Source organism: Pseudomonas graminis (assembly GCF_013201545.1).
Lineage (GTDB): Bacteria > Pseudomonadota > Gammaproteobacteria > Pseudomonadales > Pseudomonadaceae > Aquipseudomonas.
On the sequence record NZ_CP053746.1, the window covers coordinates 1,692,834 to 1,713,185 of the forward strand.

Sequence of the window (20,352 nt, forward strand, 5' to 3'; positions counted from 1 at the left end):
CATCCGCACTCTGGTGAAACCTTCATGAACCGTCTTCCCGTTACCGTTCTGTCCGGCTTTCTTGGCGCGGGCAAAAGCACGCTGCTGAATCACATCCTGCGCAATCGCGACAACTTGCGCGTCGCTGTGATCGTCAACGACATGAGCGAGATCAACATCGACGGCAGCGAGGTTCAGCGGGACGTCAGCCTCAATCGCGCGGAAGAAAAACTGGTGGAGATGAGCAACGGCTGCATTTGCTGCACCCTGCGCGAAGACTTGCTGGAAGAGGTCAGCCGGCTGGCCCATGAAGGCCGGTTCGACTATCTGCTGATCGAATCCACGGGCATTTCCGAGCCGCTTCCCGTGGCGGAGACCTTCACCTTTCGCGATGAGCTGGGCCGGAGCCTGGCCGATGTCGCCCGCCTCGACACCATGGTGACGGTGGTCGATGGCCTTAATTTTCTGCAGGACTTCAACGCTGCAGAGAGTCTGGCCTCGCGCGGAGAGACCCTGGGCGAGGAGGACGAGCGCGCGATCACTGATCTGCTGATTGAGCAGGTCGAATTCGCCGACGTGATCCTGATCAGCAAGATCGACCTGATCAGCTCAACCGACCGGCGAGAGCTGATGGCAATTTTGCGGCGGCTCAACAGCCAGGCAGAGATTCTGCCGATGGTCATGGGCGCCGTGCCCCTCGGCAAGATTCTGGACACGAGCCGTTTCGATTTCGAACGTGCGGCTCAGGCACCGGGCTGGCTCAAGGAGTTGCGCGGCGAGCACACGCCAGAGACCGAAGAATATGGCATCGCGTCCACGGCTTATCGGGCGCGTCGGCCGTTTCATCCACAGCGATTTTTCGACTTCCTGAATGCGCCGTGGGAAAACGGCCGACTGCTGCGCTCGAAGGGCTTTTTCTGGCTCGCCAGCAAGCACGAGGACGCCGGCAGTTGGTCCCAGGCCGGCGGCTTGATGCGTCACGGTTTCGCCGGTCGTTGGTGGCGCTTCGTGCCCAAGGCGCAGTGGCCGCAGGACGACGAAAGCACCCAGGTGATCATGCGCAGCTGGGAAGCCGAGACCGGCGACTGCCGTCAGGAACTGGTGTTCATCGGTCAGAACATCGACTTTGCCCGGCTGGCGGCAGAGCTTGATCAATGCCTGCTGACCGATGCCGAGATGGCGGGCGGCGTTGCAGACTGGCGCTCGATGCCTGATCCGTTTGGCGACTGGTACGGCGACGCGGCGTAGCACCCGTCTGACTCACTGCGTTTTCCAGATGCCCTTGCTCTGCTGCTCGCAGAACGGTTTGAGAAACGCTGCGTCGCTGGCAACGCCGTAATAGTGAATGTTCTGCCGATAGGGCATATTGGCCACCCGCGCGTTGCTGCACTGGCCAAATGACCCGGAGGGGCACTGTTCCGAGTACGTGACGTCGGTTTTCTGATCCTTGAGCTGAGGTTTGCAGAACCCGTCATGGAACAGGTCTGGCGGGATGTTCAGATTCTCCTGACAGACCTTGACGTCCACTCGCTCGCCTTGGCTGTGCACGACGCACGACTCCGCCCAGACCTGCGTCGACGTCATCGCCAACAGTGCCCACGTCAGCCGTATGGGCAGCCAGATTGCTCGCATCAATTACCTCCGTCAGCGCTCACTTCAGGAGCGATCTCAAGAATGGCCGACATGCTGCAGAACATCCCCACTCATGTCATTACTGGCCCTCTAGGTGCCGGCAAGACGAGCCTGATCAGGCATCTTCTCAAGCAGAAACCGGCGGCCGAGCGCTGGGCTGTGTTGATCAATGAGTTCGGCCAGATAGGCCTGGATGCTGCGCTGCTGACGACCGACGACGATGGTATCGCACTTGGCGAAGTGGCTGGCGGTTGCCTGTGCTGCGTCAATGGCGCGCCTTTTCAGATTGGCCTCGGCCGGCTGTTACGCAAGGCCAGACCGGACCGCTTGTTCATCGAGCCCTCCGGGCTGGGGCATCCGGTTCAGTTGATCAAGCAATTACAGGAGGCGCCCTGGGTTGGGGTCCTGGCGATCCAGCCCAGTGTCATTGTGCTCGACGCCCAGGCACTTGCCCAAGGCAAAGCGCTGCCGGACACCCAGCGAGACGCCCTCGCACAAGCTGGCCTGCTGCTAATGAACAAGTCCGAAGGGCTAAACGCGTCCACGCGAAAGGCGATCACCGATGCGCTGCCTGTTCGCCCGCTGCGCTGGACTGACCACGGTGTATTGTCCCTGGCTTCGTTGCCCGGCATCGACGTCAGCGCTCAGGCTGGCTCAGACAATCCGGCCGTACCCCGGTCATTGGCCCAACTCCCCGCAGTGTGGGCAGACCCGATGACGCCGGTCTGCCTGAGCCAGCAACAGGCAGAGGGCTGGAGCATTGGCTGGCGCTGGCACCCTGAGCGAGTATTCAATGCGGCGAGCGTGCAGATTTGGCTGCAAAGCATGGGCTGGCGGCGCGCCAAGCTGGTTATCCACAGCGAAAAGGGATGGATCTCGGGCAATGGGCTGAACGGGAGCACGCTGGAATGGGCATCGAGTGAGTGGCGCAAGGATTCTCGCCTTGAGCTGATCTTCGACGTGCCCCAAGACGAAGATGCTTTGCAGAGAACCCTAGCGGCCTGTCTGCGCTAGAGCGAGTTACCCACAGAGGGTCACTGCTTCCACTTGTTGTGTTCCTGACGCCACTGGCTGAGCTGGATGATTTCGGCGGTGGGCTTCGGGTCTTTGATTTCGAACGGGTAGGGCGCCAGCTCGATCTGGGCCGCGTGGGCACCGAACATGGTGATCGTGCCGGGATGCCGATGCTCGCCGGTGACGGTGAACTCAAAGTTATAAATCCGCGCCAGGCGCTTACGGCCTTCATTGTCGCGTTTGAAGGCGACTCGTTTCAGCGCCACGTTGCCGTCAAGCAACTCGAGTTCGAGTTTGGCGCAATGCTGTTTGACGCGTTCGAGCGCCCGTTCGCGCAGGCCATGGGCGTGCCACAGCCAGGCGCCGGCAGTCGCCAGCAGCATGAGGACGAAAATGTTGCCCAGGGTCAGCATGGAAAAGGAACTCCAACAGAAGGCTTGCAGCTTAACTGCGTCGGGTGACAGACAGCCATAGCCCGAAAGTTTAATTTCGCTTCACTTCGTCCGGCATCGCCACTACTGTGCCTTCCCGGTCTCAGGAACCTGTCATGAAACGTACGCCCCATCTACTCGCCATCCAGTCGCATGTCGTGTTTGGTCACGCCGGCAACAGCGCAGCCGTGTTCCCTATGCAGCGTATCGGCATCAATGTCTGGCCGCTGAATACCGTTCAGTTCTCCAACCACACTCAGTATGGACACTGGGCGGGGGAAGTCCTGGCGCCGCAGCAGATTCCGGCGTTGGTCGAGGGCATTGCCGCGATAGGCGAGCTGGGCAATTGCGATGCGGTGCTGTCGGGTTATCTGGGGAGCGCAGCGCAGGGACGGGCGATTCTGAGCGCCGTTGCGCACATCAAACGCGCCAATCCACGCGCGCTGTATGTGTGTGATCCGGTGATGGGGCACCCGGAAAAGGGCTGCATCGTGCCGCAGGAGGTCAGCGATTTCCTGCTCGATGAGGCCGCAGCGGTTGCTGACTTTCTGTGTCCGAATCAGTTGGAGCTGGACAGCTTCTCCGGCCGCAAACCTGAATCGTTGCTCGACTGCGTGGCCATGGCGCGAGCATTGCTGGCCCGAGGCCCCAAGGCGGTAGTCGTCAAGCACCTGGCCTACCCGGGAAAACCCGCAGACGGCTTTGAAATGCTGCTGGTGACCGAGCACGAAACCTGGCACCTGCGTCGGCCGCTCCTGGCATTCCCTCGACAGCCGGTCGGCGTGGGCGATCTGACTTCCGGGCTGTTCCTGTCCCGCATTCTGCTCGGTGACGACCTGCGTAGCGCCTTCGAATTCGCGGCGTCAGCGGTGCATGAAGTGCTGCTGGAAACCCAGGCCTGCGGCAGCTACGAGCTGGAGCTGGTGCGCGCGCAGGACCGAATCGCTCACCCGCGCGTCAGGTTCGAAGCGGTCCGGCTGTAAACCGAACCCGGTGCTGGCTTAAACCGGCTCATCCTTGATTTCACGATAACGCTTCTCCAGTTCCTGACGGATCTGGCGGCGTTGTTGTGCCTGCACGTAACGGCGCTTGTCCTCGCTGTTGGCCGGTGTCAGCGGCGGTACGCTGGCAGGTTTGCGCTGGTCATCCACCGCCACCATGGTGAAGAAGCAGCTGTTGGTATGACGAACCGAGCGCTCGCGGATGTTTTCGGTCACCACCTTGATGCCCACCTCCATGGACGTATTGCCGGTGTAGTTGACCGATGCCAGGAACGTGACCAGCTCGCCGACGTGAATTGGCTCACGGAAAATCACCTGATCCACCGACAGGGTTACCACATAACGCCCTGCGTAACGGCTCGCGCACGCGTAGGCCACTTCGTCGAGGTACTTCAGAAGCGTCCCGCCGTGCACATTGCCGGAGAAGTTGGCCATGTCCGGGGTCATCAATACAGTCATCGACAGCTGGGCGTTTCCGGGTTCCATAGCGTTGCTCACGGTCTAAAAAGGGTCAGAAGGCACCTTACTCGGGTGCTCGAATGCAGATTGGCGACAAAACCATCGATACCGGGACGCCAACGGCCGCTCCGCCGTCACGCCCTGTACCCATCTGTTTCCATATATTGCACTGGCTTCTCGCGCTTTTGTGCGGTGTTAACCTGCGGAAGCCCTTGGATGGGGTAAATCCTGCGTCTCAGTCAGAATATTCAGGCCTCGTTGGCGAGTTTTCGTACAGCAGTCGTCTCTCTTTCAGGCGGATACGCGTATTTCACCGATTGCCAGCAGGAGCAGCGCCCATGCATGCCATCAGTTTCATTCAAGACCTGGCTGTGATCATGCTCGTCGCTGGCGTCGTAACGGTGGTGTTTCATCGGCTCAAGCAACCGGTGGTGCTGGGCTACATCGTCGCCGGCTTCATCATCGGCCCGCACACCCCGCCGTTTGGCCTCATTCACGACGAGGACACCATCAAGACCCTCGCCGAACTCGGCGTGATCTTTCTGATGTTCTGCCTCGGCCTGGAATTCAGTCTGCGCAAGCTGTTCAAGGTCGGCGCGACGGCGTTCATTGCCGCGTTTCTCGAAATCATGCTGATGATCTGGATCGGTTACGAAATCGGCCAGTTCTTCGCCTGGAACACCATGGATTCGCTGTTCCTGGGTGCCATTCTGGCGATCTCGTCCACCACCATCATCGTCAAAGCGCTCAACGACCTGAAGATGAAAAACCAGCGCTTCGCCCAGCTGATTTTCGGTGTGCTCATTGTTGAGGACATCCTCGGCATTGGCATCATCGCGCTCTTGTCAGGCATCGCCGTGAGCGGCACGGTCAGCTCCGGTGAGGTGTTTTCCACGGTCGGCAAGCTGTCGCTATTCATGATTGTCGCGCTGGTCATCGGCATTCTGGTCGTGCCGCGGTTGCTGGCTTATGTGGCGAAGTTCGAAAGCAACGAGATGCTGCTGATCACGGTGCTAGGCCTGTGCTTCGGGTTTTGCCTGCTGGTGGTCAAACTCGAGTACAGCATGGTGCTGGGCGCATTTCTCATCGGTGCGATCATGGCCGAATCCAGGCAACTGGCCAAAATCGAGCACTTGGTCGAGCCCATCCGTGACATGTTTAGCGCGATCTTCTTCGTCGCAATCGGCTTGATGATCGATCCGAAGATTCTGCTCGATTACGCCTGGCCCATTGCCGTGATCACCGTCGCCGTGGTGCTGGGCAAGATGATTTCCTGCGGGCTTGGCGCTTTTATCGCCGGCAACGACGGCAAGACCTCCTTGCGGGTGGGAATGGGGCTGTCACAGATCGGCGAATTCTCCTTCATCATCGCAGCGCTGGGGATGACGCTGCAGGTCACCAGCGATTTTCTCTACCCGGTCGCCGTGGCGGTTTCCGCGATCACCACGCTCTTGACCCCTTACCTCATCCGCGCAGCCGATCCGCTGTCGCACACGCTGGGCGCCATTGTTCCTGCACGCATGGCACGTGTGTTCGGAATGTACGGGGAGTGGCTGCGCAGCATTCAGCCTCAAGGGCAGGGCGCGGTGTTGGCGGCAATGATCCGCAAGATTCTGCTGCAAGTCGGTATCAATCTGGCGCTGGTCATCGCCATCTTCTTCACCGGGGCATTTTTTGCGGAGCGGATTGGCGTGTATTTCAGCGATTGGGTCAGCGATGTCGGGCAGCAAAAAGCCTGGATCTGGGGTGCGTCGTTGCTGCTGTCACTGCCGTTTCTGATCGCTGCTTATCGCAAGCTCAAGGCGCTGTCGATGCTGCTGGCAGAGATGAGCGTGAAGCCGGAGATGGCGGGCAGGCACACAGCGCGCGTCCGTCGGGTGATCGCCGAAGTGATCCCGCTGCTGTCATTGATGGTGATTTTCCTGCTCATCGCATTGCTGTCATCCAGCATGCTGCCGACGCGTGAGTGGTTAATGCTGATCGTCGTTGTGGCGGCCGTAGTGGCTGCGGTGCTGTGGCGCTGGTTCATCCGGGTGCATACGCGGATGCAAATCGCGTTGCTCGAAACCCTGGGCAATCATCCAGAGCCCTGAATCAGCCTCGAAGTGCGTGCCTCGAGGCTGATTCAGGAGAGGGCAATGAGTCTCAGCTTTCCAGCCAGACGTCCCGCGCCCAGTGCCAGACGGATTCCCAGCTTTCTTCGGTGACGAGTTCTTCTTCGCCAGACCACAGCACCACAGTGCCGTCTTCTTCAACGCAGTAGTAATCCTCCCCATCCTGACAGATCGGGATCAGGTCGCGCGCCACCCCGATGTCCCAAGCGGTCGCCGCCACTTCCGGCAAATACGTACGGGAGCCCGGATCGGTGACAGTGACGGGCTCAAGGCTGCCGTAGACCACGTCGCTGACGGTCAGCAAGAACTCCTTGAAGACGAAGGGGATATTGATGAACAGTTGCTCCTCAACCTCGACCAACTGATCTTCATCAGGCAGCTCGAGCGGGACAGGGACCGGTTCATTGGCTTCACGGAGTTGTTCGATGACTTCTTCCACGACGTGGATCCTCTAACGATTTGCGCGGGTTATACAGTAGCTCAAAGGCATCGCCAAATTAACTTGGCTTCTATAAAAAGCAGAACCCCGGAACAAGTCCGGGGTTCATTTGCAGCAGCTCAGCGGTATTAGCCGTTCTGGCGGATACCTGCCACCAGCCAAGGCTGGTTGTCGCCCTGAGCGCGTTCCATGTTCCAGCTTTCGCTGAAGACTTCGCCCTGATCGAAGCGCGACGTTTTCGACACACCGCTGAAGGTCAGCGTGGCGATGGTCTTGTCGGCGCGGTCATCCAGACCGTCGAGCTGCACGGAAAGGTTGTCGATGAACGTGGACTGAAAGCCTTCACCGAGATCGGCGCGTTCTTTCTTCAGGAACTGCAGCATCTGCGGGGTCACGAACTCGGAGATCTTATCCATCTCGTTCGCATCCCAGTGCTGTTGCAGCGACTGGAAGTGGCTGCGGGCCGCTTCAATAAAGCGTTCTTCGTTGAACCAGGCTGGCGCGTTGATCACTGGACGGGCTGCCGCTGCTGGAGCGGAACCGCCGAAGATCGAGTTCTGGGCCGGTTGTGGTTGTTCGAAGGTTTCACGCTGGTAAGGAGCACCGGCGGGAGCCATCTGTGGCTGCTGTTTGCGTCGACGGGCCGCGATGAAGCGGAAGATCACGAAGGCGATGATCGCCATGATCAGGATGTCGAAGAACTGCATGCCCTCGAAGCCACCGCCCATGAACATGGAGGCCAGAAGACCACCGGCGGCGAGACCGGCCAGTGGGCCCAGCCATTTGGAAGCACCGCCCGCAGCAGGCGCAGGACGGCCAGCGGCATTAGGTGCTGCGGCAGGAGTAGAAGGAGCTGTTTGACGCGCCTGGTGACTTGGCGCCGAGCCCATGCTCTTGCCACCACCGAAACGCGCAGCATTGACATCAAGGCTCATGGTGAGCCCGATGATCATTGCCAAAGCGATGCTAAGAAAACGTTGCATAAGGGAATTCCCGTTTGTGGATTGCACGCGCGCCATGTTGCACAGGACAAATGGGGATGACCAGCGGCCATATGTTTCCGGCTTTTGCGTGAATCTTCACCTGCCTGTCCTACTTGGGTTGTAGGCAGATGAAGAAAGTTCTGTAGGAAAGATGGGGGGTGGATGTGGGAATGCAAGGGGGCATTAACGCATCGCCAGTCGTCGATCACACAGGCTCAAGCTTCGCGTACCCCAGCATCAGCCACTTGCTGCCTTCCGAGAAATTCACCTGGACCCGTGCCTGAGCGCCTGAACCCTCGAAGTTGAGGATCACGCCTTCACCAAACACCGCATGCTGCACGTGCTGACCCAGGGAGAACTGGCTCTGCGGAATGGCTTCGCCATCGAACAGACGACTTGGGGCCATGGTTTTGGAGCCGCCGAACGGACGGGTCACGCTGTTGGACAGCCGCACTTCCTGAATCAGGTTGGGCGGGACCTCCCGTACGAAGCGCGAGACCTTGTTGTAGGTTTCGCTGCCGTACAGGCGTCGGGTTTCTGCGTATGTCATCACTAGATGCTGCATCGCGCGGGTGATGCCCACGTAAGCCAGACGACGCTCTTCTTCCAGACGCCCCGGCTCTTCCAGGCTCATCTTGTGCGGAAACAGGCCTTCTTCCATGCCCACCAGGAAGACGTACGGGAACTCCAGACCTTTGGCGCTGTGCAGCGTCATCAACTGAATGCTGTCTTCGTGCTCATCCGCCTGCGTATCGCCTGCCTCCAACGAGGCGTGCCCGAGGAATGCAGCCAGCGGCGTCAGGTCTTCCTCTTCGTCACTGTTCTCGAAAGCGCGCGCGGCGCTGACCAGTTCCTCAAGGTTTTCCACCCGGGCCTGGCCTTTCTCGCCTTTTTCTTCCTTGTGGTACGTGATCAGGCCGGACTGCTCGATGACCGTTTGGGTCATCAGGTGCAGGGGCATGTCTGCGGCCTTCGCGGCGAGGTTTTCGATCAGTTCGATGAACGCGCCCAGCGCGCTCGCCGCACGACCGGCCAAGCCTTTGTTGGCGACCAGCAGGCGCATGGCCTCCCACATCGACACGTCGGCATGGCGCGCGTGCTCGCGGATGGCTTCGACGGTTTTCTCGCCGATACCGCGAGGTGGAACGTTGATCACCCGCTCCAGCGCTGAATCGTTGCCGCGACCGTCAAGCAGGCGCATATACGCCATGGCGTTCTTGATTTCGGCGCGCTCGAAGAATCGCTGGCCACCGTAGATACGGTACGGGATGCGCTCGCGCAGCAAGGCTTCTTCAAGTACCCGTGATTGGGCGTTGGAGCGGTACAGAATGGCGATGTCGCTGCGCGCGAGGCCGGTCTTGATCGCGCTTTCAATGGTCTCGACCACGTAGCGCGCTTCGTCGTGTTCGTTGAATGCTGCGTAAAGGCTGATCAGTTCGCCATCGCCGACGTCCGTCCACAGCTCTTTGCCCAGACGCCCGGTGTTGTTGACGATCAAACCGTTGGCGGCCTTGAGGATGCTCGCGGTGGAGCGATAGTTTTGCTCCAGGCGAATGGTCTCGGTGTCGGGGAAGTCTTCGGAATACTGATGAATATTCTCGATCTTCGCGCCGCGCCAGCCGTAAATGGACTGATCGTCGTCGCCGACCACCATCAGGCTGTCGCCACCCTGGGCGAGCAGGCGCAACCAGGCGTATTGAACGGCGTTGGTGTCCTGGAATTCGTCCACCAGCACGTGGCGGAAACGACGCTGGTAATGCGCAAGCAGGCTCGGGTTGTCGCGCCAAAGGTCCAGCGCCCGAAGCAGCAACTCGGAGAAGTCAATAACGCCAGCGCGCTGACAGGCCGCTTCGTACGCCTCGTAGACCGACTTCATGGTCGTTAGAAACAGGTCGCCCGAAGCCTGAATGTGCTTGGGGCGCAGCCCTTCGTCCTTCTGCCCATTGATGAACCACTGCGCCTGCCGTGCCGGCCAGCGCTGCTCATCAAGATTCAGCTCGCGCATGACGCGCTTGACCAGTCGCTGTTGGTCATCGCTGTCAAGAATCTGGAAGCTTTGATTCAGCCCCGCTTCCTGCCAGTGCGCCCGGAGCAGGCGATGCGCCAGGCCGTGGAAGGTGCCCACCCACATGCCGGCCGGGTTGATACCCATCAATTGCTCGATGCGATGGCGCATCTCGGCAGCGGCCTTGTTGGTGAACGTCACCGACAGGATCGAGTGCGGCGAGGCGTTCTCGACCTGGATCAACCAGGCGATACGGTGCACCAACACACGGGTTTTGCCGGAACCAGCGCCGGCCAGGACCAACTGACGACCCACGGAGGCAGCTACGGCCTGGCGTTGGGCATCGTTGAGGGAATTAAGCAGAAGGGAGAGGTCATCGCGCATCGGGGCATTCTAGGGTGCCGTGAGGGCATGGGCAAACCCTAACGCTGGCCGGTCGTGCTATCGCCGGTCCCATTTCGCCGTCTGTAGATTTTAATTGATGACTGTTTGGTCTCGCCGATCCCTTGTGTATCCTCCGCGAACGTTCAAGGCCCCCAATTATAAGAACCGCCATGACCTTCAGCTCCGAAGCCCCGGCAGACGCGGTGGCGACACGTCGTGTCATCTGCAAGCAGTTCGCGACCCAGCTCGCCGCCGAGCGCACCCGCCTTCTTTATCAGGGATCGCTGCTGCCGACTCTGTTCATGTTCATCAATGGTTTGCTCTGCGCCTGGCTGCTCTGGAGCCCCGAGCGTTACGTGCTGGTGGGCGTCTGGCTGGGCTGGCTGTCAGCGCTGGTGTGCCTGCGCGTGCTGCAAGTCGCAGCGTTCAGGTCAGCATCACTCGATCGTCGATCGCAGCCGATCTGGAATCGCATGTTTCTGGCCGGCGCATGCGTCAGCGGTTTCACCCTTTCCAGCGCTGCGCTGGTGCTGATGCCGGCGCAAAGCCTCGCCCAACAGGCTTGGGTGTTCGGTCTGATCGGCGCTGCGACGCTTTCTGCCAGCGTGGCCTATGCCGTCAGCATTCCGGCGTTCCTCACGTTCACGCTGCCGTGTCTGCTTCCGCCCATTGTCTATCTGTTCGGGGCCGGCGATTCGCAGCGCCACGGTTGGGGTTGGCTCGGATTGATTTTGCTGCTGGCGCTGATCGTGGTAGCCGCCCAGGTCAACCGCTTGATCGAGCGGGGCCTGATCCGGCGATTTCAGAACGTGGCGCTCATCGAACACCTTCAACAGGCACAGGCTAAAAGCGACGAGCTCAACCGCGAATTGACGCGCCAGTATGAAGAGCGCACGCGTTACCTGACCCATTACGATGAGCTGACCGGCCTCGCCAATCGCGCCCTGTTCAATGAGCGACTGCGTGAGGCCAATCAGCGTGCGCGGCATGGGGGGCGGACGCTGGCCCTGCTGCACATCAACCTTGATCGCTTCAAATTGCTCAACGACAGCCTGGGTCACGACATTGCTGACCAATTGCTGCGCCTTGTCGCGCGCCGGCTGAATGCCAACGTGGCAGATGCCGATACCGTCGCGCGTTTGTCGGCGGACGAGTTTGCCGTGCTGTTCGACAGCCATGGCAATCTGACCACGCTGGCACGGATCACGACGCGCCTGCTGGCGAAGCTGCGCTCGCCGATATCGGTTTGCGGCCATGAGCTGGTGGTCAGCGCCTCCATCGGCATCGCGTTGCTGCCGGGTTCTGCCCGAGACATCGCCGCGCTGGTCAGTCAGGCGAATATGGCGATGCAGCACGCCAAACATCTTGGCGGCGACAATTTCCAGTTCTATAGCGAGAGCCTTGAGGCGGGAACGCCCGGTCGCCTGCAGCTGGAAATCCAGCTGCGGCGCGCGATTGCAGAAGGGCAGCTGGAGGTTTTTTACCAACCGAAGCTGGAGCTGGAAAGCGGGCGCCTGAATTCCGCGGAGGCTCTGGTGCGCTGGCGTCATCCCGAGCGCGGTCTGATTTCGCCCGGCGAGTTCATCGGACTGGCGGAGGAGACCGGCCTGATCGCCAACATCGGGGAGTTCGTGCTGCGCAAAGCCTGCCATCAAGCCTGCGAATGGCAGCGCGAGGGCCTGGCTCCAATCAGGGTATCGGTCAATTTGTCGGTGCATCAGATGCGGCAGGGCAAGTTGGTCAGCCTCGTGCGCCAAGTGCTCGAAGAAACAGGGCTCGCGTCGGAATACCTGGAGCTGGAGCTCACCGAGAGTCAGTTGCTCGAAAGCGTCGAGCACATCATCACAACGTTTCAGCAGTTGCGCGCACTTGGGGTGAAACTGGCCATAGACGACTTCGGCACTGGCTATTCATCGTTGAGCTACCTGAAACGTTTTCCAGTGCACTATGTGAAGATCGATCAGGCCTTTATTCGTGGTTTGAACGAAGGGGCAGAAGATGCGGCGATTACTCGGGCGATCATCGCGATGGCCCACAGTCTTGACCTCAGGGTTGTGGCCGAAGGCGTGGAAGATTGCGAACAATTGGAGTTTCTCAGGTCTCACGGTTGCGACGAGGTGCAAGGCTATTTGATCAGTCGGCCGGTGGAGGCCTGCATAATGGGCAGTATCCTGCGCAGTCAGCTTACCGAAGCCTGGAGCCCTGTGCGAAAAGCCCTACACTACACAGCGACATGACCCTCAACAGCAATCGGTTGACTGCGGGTAGATCGTTTAACTGTGCGGTTTGCAGGTCATGTAGTATAACTACAAGAAAGCTACAGCCCGGCCCATCCTTCACTTGAGTCCTGTCCTTTGAATCTGTTGCAGCACATCGCCCAGTCACGCCATCTCTTGCGCAAATCGGAGCTGAAAGTAGCCGATCACGTGCTGCTCGATCCGGCGGCCGTGATGCACAGCTCCATGGCCGATCTCGCGCATGCGGTCGGTATCAGTGAGCCGACGATCGTGCGTTTCTGCCGCGCCATTGGCTGCACCGGTTTTCAGGACCTGAAACTCAAGCTGGCGCAAAGCCTCGCTGCCGGCGCGAGCTTCGGCCAGTTCGCCATCCACGAAGACGATTCCGTCGCCGATTACAGCCTGAAGATTTTCGACACCACGCTGCACACATTGATAGAAGTGCGCGAAAAGCTAGACCCCCATGCCTTGCAGGCAGCGGTGACGGTCATGGCGGCGGCGCATCGGGTCGAGTTCTACGGTTTCGGCGCATCGGGTGCGGTTGCGGCTGACGCCCAGCATAAGTTCTTTCGTCTGTTGCTGACGGCAGCGTCCTATTCCGATCCGCACATGCAGGCGATGTCGGCTGTGACGCTCAAACCCACTGACGTCGCGGTGTGCATCTCGCAGTCAGGTCGCTCCAAGGACCTGCTGATTACGGCCAATCTGGTGCGCGAAAGCGGCGCCAATCTGATCACGCTGTGCCCAAGTCAGACGCCATTGGCCGAGCTGTCCACGGTCAACCTCGCGATCGACGTGCACGAAGACACCGAAATCTACACGCCGTTGACCTCACGCATCGCGCATCTGGTGGTCATTGACGTCCTGGCGATGGGCGTCGCCATGGCGCGCGGTCCGAGCCTGGTCAATCACTTGAAAAGCGTGAAGCGCAGCTTGCGCAGCCTGCGGTTGTCGCCGAAGTCGATCAAATCGTCCGAGGATTGAGCTGAGCCATGCAGTGCTGAAACCTTCACCAACCTGTAACGCTTCCGACGTCTGATCGTCACCGCATCCCGCCACTCTGTACTCCCGCACACGAATGGGAGACAGGATATGCCTCGGCACTACGATGACTCGCAGCAGCACAGCACCTCCAGCACCAAGACCCGCCGTCAGCAGGAAGACCAGCGCCGCATGGCGTTCCGGCGAGCGATCGAAAGCCACTCCGAAGAACGCCGCCTTAACCAGGAGCTCTCCAGCTACCTGGATAGCGCCACTGCCCACTTCTGGCAAAGCGCTAGCGCTTCGGAAGGTGGCCATCAAAGCGCGCGACCAGCTCGCTGATTTGCGTACGCTCTGTCCGAATGAATGACAGGAACGCGTGAGCCACCGGCGACAGACGTTTGTCCCGCGCCTGTACGACGCACCAGCTTCGGTACAGCGGTAACTCGGCCACTGGCAGCTCGATCAGCGTGCCGGTGGCGAGTTCCAGGCTCAGCGCATGGCGCGTCAGCAGTGCGACGCCGAGCCCCGCCACCACGCATTCACGCTGCGCTTCCGCCGAGGACACCTCCAGCGTGTGCTCGAAATGAATGCGCTTCTCCTTGAAATACTCCTCACACGCCTTGCGCGTCCCCGAACCCTGTTCTCGGACCACCAGCGTCGCGGCCTCCAGATCCTTTAGCGTGGGATTGGGCAACAGCGTCAACGGGTGATCCGGCTGCGCCACGGCAACGATCGGGTTATTCAGGAAGGGTAGAAACTCCAGGCCCATGTCCTGGGGGACCATCGACATGACGACCAGATCATCACGGTTATCCGACAGCCGCCGAATCACCTGCGCCCGATTGACGACCGTGAGGTTGAGCATGACTTCCGGGTATTTACGCTTGAAGGCTGCGAACAGGTGGGGGACGAAATACTTGGCGCTGGATTCGATCGCCAGTTTGAGCTGGCCCTGCAGCGAGCCCTGCATGTCGGAGAGCTGCATGTCGAGGTTCTCCAGTCGACCGAAGATGTCGCGACTGGCAAGCTGCAGCGCTTCGGCTGCCTCCGTGAGATAGAGCTTTTTACCCACGTACTCGAACAGCGGCTGGCCAACCAGCTCTTCCAGCTGACGAATCTGCAGACTCACCGCCGGCTGGGTCAGCGACATTTCCTCAGCTGCCCGGCTGTAAGAGCGCAAATCACAGACCTCATTGAAGATCCGTAACTGACGCAATGTCATACGCATCAATGACTTACGCATTGTTTAAGCCCTGGCCGCTTACTTAATACCGGCAACTATAAGGTTTTACTTATGGTTCACCCAATTTTTACTCATTTTTGTTAATTCCTGGTTCGTCATAGGGTGGCCTCACCTGCGAGCAACATGCAGTAACGGAAAGTCGCGCGGCATTGGCCAGCCTTCTGGTCCATCTGCTAATCGGTCGAGGAAATACCCGTGATAAAAAAAATCCTGATCGCCAATCGTGGGGAAATTGCTGTTCGGATCGTGCGCGCATGCGCCGAGATGGGCATCCGCTCGGTGGCGATCTATTCCGAGGCGGACCGTCACGCGCTCCACGTGAAGCGTGCCGACGAAGCCTACGGCATCGGATCGGACCCCCTTGAAGGCTATTTGAACCCGCGCAAGCTGGTGAACCTCGCCGTTGAAACCGGCTGCGACGCATTGCACCCCGGCTACGGGTTTCTGTCGGAAAACGCGGAGCTGGCGGATATCTGCGCTGAACGGGGTATCAAGTTCATCGGCCCGTCTGCTGAAGTGATCCGCCGCATGGGCGACAAAACCGAAGCTCGGCGCAGCATGATAAAGGCTGGCGTACCGGTGACGCCCGGTACGGAAGGCAACGTGGCCGACATCGCCGAAGCATTGGTGGAAGGCGATCGCATTGGTTACCCCGTCATGCTCAAGGCCACCTCCGGCGGCGGCGGGCGCGGCATTCGTCGCTGCAACAGCCGGGAGGAGCTGGAACAGGCGTTTCCTCGGGTCATCTCCGAGGCCACCAAAGCCTTCGGTAAGGCTGAAGTCTTTCTTGAAAAGTGCATCGTCAATCCCAAGCACATCGAAGCGCAGATCCTCGGCGACAGTTTCGGCAACGTCGTGCACCTGTTCGAGCGCGATTGCTCCATCCAGCGCCGCAACCAGAAACTCATCGAAATCGCCCCAAGCCCTCAACTGACGCCAGAGCAGCGCGCCTACATCGGTGACTTGTCCGTGCGCGCCGCCAAGGCCGTGGGTTACGAGAACGCCGGCACCGTGGAGTTCTTGCTCGCTGAGGGCGAGGTGTACTTCATGGAGATGAACACCCGCGTACAGGTCGAGCACACGATCACCGAGGAAATTACCGGGATCGACATCGTTCGCGAGCAGATCCGCATTGCGTCCGGGCTGCCACTGTCGGTCAAGCAGGAAGACATCATCCATCGCGGTTTCGCGTTGCAGTTCCGCATCAACGCGGAAGACCCGAAAAACAACTTCCTGCCGAGCTTCGGCAAGATCACCCGTTATTACGCACCCGGCGGCCCCGGCGTGCGCACCGATACGGCGATTTACACCGGCTACACCATTCCGCCGTATTACGACTCCATGTGCCTGAAGCTGATCGTCTGGGCGCTGACTTGGGAAGAGGCCATGGATCGCGGCCTGCGTGCGCTGGATGACATGCGTCTCCAAGGGGTGAAAACCACGGCCGCGTATTACCAGGAAATCCTGCGCAACCCGGAATTCCGCAGCGGCCAGTTCAATACCAGCTTCGTTGAGAGCCATCCCGAGCTCACCCATTACTCGATCAAGCGCAAACCCGAAGAGCTGGCCCTGGCCATCGCCGCCGCCATCGCTGCCCATGCGGGCTTATAAAAAAGCCAGCTGCAAGCGCTAAGCCGCAAGCTGCAAGTTGAAGCCGATCCGCTGTGACTTGCCGCTTGTAGCTTGCCGCTTGAAGCTAAAAGGAGATCCGAACATGTCCAAGAAAATCTTCGTCACCGACACTATTCTGCGCGACGCCCACCAGTCTCTTCTGGCGACCCGCATGCGCACCGAGGACATGCTGCCGATCTGCGACAAGCTCGACAAAGTCGGCTACTGGTCGCTGGAAGTGTGGGGCGGTGCGACCTTCGACGCCTGCGTGCGCTTCCTGAAGGAAGACCCGTGGGAGCGCCTGCGCCAATTGCGCGCGGCGCTCCCCAACACACGTCTGCAAATGCTGCTTCGCGGCCAGAACCTGCTGGGGTATCGCCACTACAGCGATGACGTGGTCAGGGCATTCGTCGCCAAGGCGGCAGACAACGGTATCGACGTGTTCCGCATCTTCGATGCCATGAACGACGTGCGCAACCTGCGGGTGGCGGTTGAAGCCGTGAAAGCTTCCGGGAAGCATGCCCAAGGCACGATCGCGTACACCACCAGCCCGGTGCACACCATCGACGCGTTTGTGGCGCAGGCTAAAGAGATGGAAGCGATGGGCTGTGATTCAGTCGCGATCAAGGACATGGCCGGTCTGCTGACCCCTTATGCCACGGGCGAGTTGGTCAAGGCGCTGAAGGCCGAGCAATCGCTGCCGGTGTTCATCCACTCCCACGACACGGCGGGTCTGGCCGCGATGTGCCAGCTCAAGGCCATCGAAAACGGTGCCGACCATATCGACACCGCGATCTCGAGCTTCGCTTGGGGCACCAGTCACCCCGGCACCGAATCGATGGTCGCGGCCCTGAAAGGCAGCGAATTCGACACCGGTCTGGACTTGGAGCTGCTGCAGGAAATCGGCCTGTATTTTTATGCCGTGCGTAAGAAGTATCACCAGTTCGAAAGCGAATTCACGGCGGTCGATACCCGCGTGCAGGTTAACCAAGTGCCGGGCGGCATGATCTCCAACCTCGCCAACCAGCTCAAAGAGCAGGGCGCGTTGAACCGCATGGGCGAAGTGCTGGCCGAGATTCCGCGGGTGCGCAAAGACTTGGGCTATCCGCCGTTGGTGACCCCGACTTCCCAGATCGTCGGCACCCAGGCGTTTTTCAACGTGCTGGCCGGCGAGCGGTACAAAACCATCACCAATGAAGTGAAGCTTTACCTGACGGGCGGCTACGGCAAGGCACCGGGGCAGGTGGACGAGACGCTGCGCCGTCAGGCCATCGGCAATGAAGAGCTGATCGACGTGCGCCCGGCCGACCTGCTGAAGCCGGAAATGACCAAGCTGCGCGGCGAAATCGGCGCGTTGGCCAGCACCGAAGAGGACGTGCTCACGTACGCGATGTTCCCGGACATCGGCCGCAAGTTTCTCGAAGAGCGTGCGGTGGGCACTCTGGCGCCAGAGCCTCTGCTGCCGATTCCAGAGCCGGGTGCAGTGGCGAAAGCAGGCGGCGAAGGCGTCCCGACCGAATTCGTGATCGATGTTCACGGTGAAAGCTACCGCGTCGATATCACCGGCGTAGGCGTCAAGGCCGAGGGCAAGCGTCACTTCTATCTGTCCATTGATGGCATGCCAGAAGAAGTGGTGTTCGAGCCACTCAATGAGTTCGTCGGCAGTGGCATCGGCAAGCGTGCGCAGGCCAGCAAACCGGGCCACGTCAGCACTTCGATGCCGGGAAACATCGTCGACGTGCTGGTGAAAGAGGGCGATGCCGTCCGCGCCGGTCAGGCAGTGCTGATCACCGAAGCGATGAAGATGGAGACCGAAGTCCAGGCTGCAATCGCTGGCAAGGTTGTGGCCATCCACGTCGCGAAAGGCGATCGCGTAAACCCGGGCGAGATATTGGTCGAAATCGAGGGCTGAAAGAGCCGCTGCACAGTTGGAAGCCTGCCGCGCACAGAGGCGGCAGGCTAAACGGTTACCTCTGGGGGAGCTCTCGTGGCTCCTCTTTTTTTGCCTGCCTCCGGGTGTTCGTTTCAACGCGCTCAGTTGCCGCGCAGCTGCTCCAGCGTTCTGATCTGCTGACCGTCCCTAAAGTTATCCACAGACAACCATGTTTCGAACGCCTGCTGCACCGCCGGCCATTCGCTGTCGATGATCGAGTACCAGGCCGTGTCGCGATTCTGGCCTCTGAATACCGAATGCTGGCGGAATGTGCCCTCGAAGCTGAACCCGAATCGTTCGGCCGCACGTTTGGAGCGGGCGTTGTTGGCGTTGCATTTCCATTCCAGGCGGCGATTGCCCAGCGAGAAAGATTCCTTCGCCAGGAGATAAACCGCCTCTGTGGCTTTTGGCGTGCGTTGCATCGAGGCGCCAAAGGTCACGTGGCCAATTTCGATGCGCCCTGCGTTCGGGACGATGGACATCAAGCTCAGAAAGCCGTCGATGGCCCCGGTCTGTTGGTCGACGACGGTGTAGAACCACGGATCGGTCGAGCCTTCCAGGCCTGCGAGGTAATCATCGAATCCGCTGCGCTCAGGAAAAGGGCCCACGAACAGGTAATCCCACAACCTGCGGTCAGCGGCCGGACCTTCCAGTGCCTTCCACAGGCCATCGCCATGGCAGGCGACGTCGAGTTTTTCCAGACGAATAAAGCGTCCTTGCAGCGTGCGCGTGTCCGGCAGACTGGCCGGTTGCCACTGAGTGAGATCCGACATATCGAGAGTTCCTGGTCTTACAACGGTTTGCGAAATTGAATATAGCCCGGGCGCTCTGCGATGCGCTCGTAGAGCTGAATCGCGGTTGCGTTGGTTTCGTGGGTGAGCCAATGGACTTTGTCGGCGCCGTCCCTTTTGGCGGTCGCGTAGACGTATTCGATCAGTTGGCGGCCAACGCCCGTGCCGCGCTGTTCCGGCACCACCAACAAGTCCTGCAAGTAGCAGGCATTGCTGATACTCCAGTTCGAGCGGTGATAAATAAAATGCACCATGCCTACCGCTTTGCCATCCTGCCAGGCGAGGGCGGCGTTGGTGGGCTCGTTGTTGTCCAGAAACCGCTGCCAGGTGCTCTGTGAAACCGCATCGGCCAGCGTGGTTTTGTAGAAGGTCAGATAGGCCTGCCACAACGGCAACCAAGCGTCGTGATCTTTGGCGGTGACGGGGCGGATGTGGAGGTCAGGCACGCGGTGCTCCCTAGCTCATCAACTGAGCGATTTTCAGATCGGATGGGTCCTGGCTCAGTGCCAGGCCTTTGCTGACGCCGGCGATATCTTCGGCGCTGCGGTTCTGGTTGAGCTTGCGTTTGCCTTCCAGCCGCTCGATGGGAATCGAGAAGCCGACAATGCCGTTGAGCATTTTCTCGATGTAATCGGCCGGAGCGTCGGTCACGGCCCAGGGTTCGGCGCGGCTGGCCTCGTGCTTGTCGGTCAGGCCGGTGACGATCCGCAACAGTCGCTCTGGATCAGTGAACACATCGGCACGGCCGTAGGCATGCACCGCCAGGTAATTCCACGTAGGCACCACTTTGCCGTGTTCGGCTTTGGCGGCGTAAAAAGAGGGGCTGATGTAGGCGTCCGCACCCTGGAAAATCAGCAGCGCTTGAGCGCCTGTCTCAAGGGCTTTCCACTGCGGATTGGCCTTGGCCAGATGCCCGTACAGCGTGCCTTGCGGACCCTGCGTCGGTTCGAGCAACAAGGGAATATGGCTCGCCTGCAAGCCGGTCTCGTCAAACGTGACCAGTGTCGTCAGGCGCGTGGATTCGATCTGCCCGTGCAGGCTGACGAGGTTTTCATCTTTGAAATAGCTGGGCGTGTACATGAGGTTTTCCTTGGCGGCTGAGCCAATCCTAG

General features: G+C 59.9%; 19 protein-coding genes. 9 read left to right on the forward strand and 10 right to left on the reverse strand.

Translation table 11 applies throughout. The features are described 5' to 3' along the window. Positions 1-24 precede the first annotated feature (24 nt). Complete coding sequence (gene zigA / locus FX982_RS07690) at positions 25-1,227, forward strand: zinc metallochaperone GTPase ZigA (RefSeq protein ID WP_172610221.1); 1,203 nt, start codon at positions 25-27, stop codon at positions 1,225-1,227. A 12-nt stretch (positions 1,228-1,239) separates the two neighbouring features. On the opposite strand, the gene FX982_RS07695 is transcribed toward zigA, so the two are convergent. Beyond that, the gene (locus FX982_RS07695) at positions 1,240-1,611 is read right to left on the reverse strand and encodes an NADH:ubiquinone oxidoreductase (protein WP_172610222.1); all 372 of its coding nucleotides are present in this window, start codon (positions 1,609-1,611) and stop codon (positions 1,240-1,242) included. A 51-nt stretch (positions 1,612-1,662) separates the two neighbouring features. On the opposite strand from FX982_RS07695, the gene FX982_RS07700 reads away from it, so the two are divergent. Continuing rightward, the gene (locus FX982_RS07700) at positions 1,663-2,625 is read left to right on the forward strand and encodes a CobW family GTP-binding protein (RefSeq protein WP_172613002.1); all 963 of its coding nucleotides are present in this window, start codon (positions 1,663-1,665) and stop codon (positions 2,623-2,625) included. 20 nt (positions 2,626-2,645) lie between these two features. On the opposite strand, the gene FX982_RS07705 is transcribed toward FX982_RS07700, so the two are convergent. After that, positions 2,646-3,038 (reverse strand): DUF3301 domain-containing protein, encoded by a 393-nt coding sequence (locus FX982_RS07705; RefSeq protein ID WP_122534221.1) that lies wholly within the window; start codon positions 3,036-3,038, stop codon positions 2,646-2,648. 134 nt (positions 3,039-3,172) lie between these two features. Between FX982_RS07705 and pdxY the strand changes: the two genes are divergently transcribed. Next, on the forward strand, positions 3,173-4,039 hold the full coding sequence (gene pdxY / locus FX982_RS07710; protein ID WP_172610223.1) for a pyridoxal kinase PdxY: 867 nt from the start codon (positions 3,173-3,175) through the stop codon (positions 4,037-4,039). A gap of 18 nt (positions 4,040-4,057) precedes the next feature. Here pdxY and FX982_RS07715 read toward each other — a convergent pair whose 3' ends face one another. Continuing rightward, positions 4,058-4,543, reverse strand: coding sequence for an acyl-CoA thioesterase (locus tag FX982_RS07715; protein WP_122534219.1), 486 nt, complete (start codon positions 4,541-4,543; stop codon positions 4,058-4,060). 311 nt (positions 4,544-4,854) lie between these two features. Between FX982_RS07715 and FX982_RS07720 the strand changes: the two genes are divergently transcribed. After that, positions 4,855-6,609, forward strand: coding sequence for a cation:proton antiporter (locus FX982_RS07720; protein ID WP_172610224.1), 1,755 nt, complete (start codon positions 4,855-4,857; stop codon positions 6,607-6,609). A gap of 52 nt (positions 6,610-6,661) precedes the next feature. On the opposite strand, the gene FX982_RS07725 is transcribed toward FX982_RS07720, so the two are convergent. The 3 genes from FX982_RS07725 to uvrD form a co-directional block, all read right to left on the reverse strand. Beyond that, on the reverse strand, positions 6,662-7,069 hold the full coding sequence (locus FX982_RS07725; protein ID WP_172610225.1) for an SMI1/KNR4 family protein: 408 nt from the start codon (positions 7,067-7,069) through the stop codon (positions 6,662-6,664). Between the two features lie 128 nt (positions 7,070-7,197). Next, positions 7,198-8,052, reverse strand: coding sequence for a Tim44 domain-containing protein (locus tag FX982_RS07730; RefSeq protein WP_122534217.1), 855 nt, complete (start codon positions 8,050-8,052; stop codon positions 7,198-7,200). 205 nt (positions 8,053-8,257) lie between these two features. Then, complete coding sequence (uvrD, locus tag FX982_RS07735) at positions 8,258-10,441, reverse strand: DNA helicase II (RefSeq protein WP_122623598.1); 2,184 nt, start codon at positions 10,439-10,441, stop codon at positions 8,258-8,260. A 170-nt stretch (positions 10,442-10,611) separates the two neighbouring features. Here uvrD and FX982_RS07740 point away from each other — a divergent pair, with 170 nt between their 5' ends. From FX982_RS07740 to FX982_RS07750, 3 genes are all read left to right on the forward strand, one after another. Next, positions 10,612-12,678: a putative bifunctional diguanylate cyclase/phosphodiesterase gene (locus tag FX982_RS07740; RefSeq protein WP_172610226.1), complete on the forward strand. Its 2,067-nt coding sequence runs from the start codon at positions 10,612-10,614 to the stop codon at positions 12,676-12,678. Between the two features lie 117 nt (positions 12,679-12,795). Next, positions 12,796-13,662, forward strand: coding sequence for a transcriptional regulator HexR (hexR, locus tag FX982_RS07745; RefSeq protein WP_065988147.1), 867 nt, complete (start codon positions 12,796-12,798; stop codon positions 13,660-13,662). A 108-nt stretch (positions 13,663-13,770) separates the two neighbouring features. Next, on the forward strand, positions 13,771-14,001 hold the full coding sequence (locus FX982_RS07750; protein WP_172610227.1) for a PA3496 family putative envelope integrity protein: 231 nt from the start codon (positions 13,771-13,773) through the stop codon (positions 13,999-14,001). On the opposite strand, the gene FX982_RS07755 is transcribed toward FX982_RS07750, so the two are convergent. Continuing rightward, complete coding sequence (locus tag FX982_RS07755) at positions 13,955-14,905, reverse strand: LysR family transcriptional regulator (protein ID WP_122623595.1); 951 nt, start codon at positions 14,903-14,905, stop codon at positions 13,955-13,957. The two genes, FX982_RS07750 and FX982_RS07755, sit on opposite strands and share 47 nt — an antisense overlap. A gap of 195 nt (positions 14,906-15,100) precedes the next feature. Here FX982_RS07755 and FX982_RS07760 point away from each other — a divergent pair, with 195 nt between their 5' ends. Together FX982_RS07760 and oadA are read left to right on the forward strand one after the other, a co-directional pair. Then, positions 15,101-16,516 carry an acetyl-CoA carboxylase biotin carboxylase subunit gene (locus FX982_RS07760; protein ID WP_122534213.1) on the forward strand — a complete coding sequence of 472 codons (1,416 nt, stop codon included), beginning with the start codon at positions 15,101-15,103 and terminating at the stop codon, positions 16,514-16,516. A gap of 103 nt (positions 16,517-16,619) precedes the next feature. Beyond that, positions 16,620-18,428, forward strand: a complete 1,809-nt coding sequence (gene oadA / locus FX982_RS07765) for a sodium-extruding oxaloacetate decarboxylase subunit alpha (RefSeq protein WP_172610228.1) — start codon at positions 16,620-16,622, stop codon at positions 18,426-18,428. A gap of 122 nt (positions 18,429-18,550) precedes the next feature. On the opposite strand, the gene FX982_RS07770 is transcribed toward oadA, so the two are convergent. From FX982_RS07770 to FX982_RS07780, 3 genes are read right to left on the reverse strand one after another with little or no spacing between them, the layout of a single operon-like run. After that, positions 18,551-19,222 carry a GNAT family N-acetyltransferase gene (locus tag FX982_RS07770; protein ID WP_172610229.1) on the reverse strand — a complete coding sequence of 224 codons (672 nt, stop codon included), beginning with the start codon at positions 19,220-19,222 and terminating at the stop codon, positions 18,551-18,553. Between the two features lie 17 nt (positions 19,223-19,239). Next, positions 19,240-19,686, reverse strand: a complete 447-nt coding sequence (locus FX982_RS07775; protein ID WP_172610230.1) for a GNAT family N-acetyltransferase — start codon at positions 19,684-19,686, stop codon at positions 19,240-19,242. A gap of 10 nt (positions 19,687-19,696) precedes the next feature. Beyond that, positions 19,697-20,320: an FMN-binding negative transcriptional regulator gene (locus FX982_RS07780; RefSeq protein ID WP_172610231.1), complete on the reverse strand. Its 624-nt coding sequence runs from the start codon at positions 20,318-20,320 to the stop codon at positions 19,697-19,699. Between the last annotated feature and the right edge of the window lie 32 nt (positions 20,321-20,352).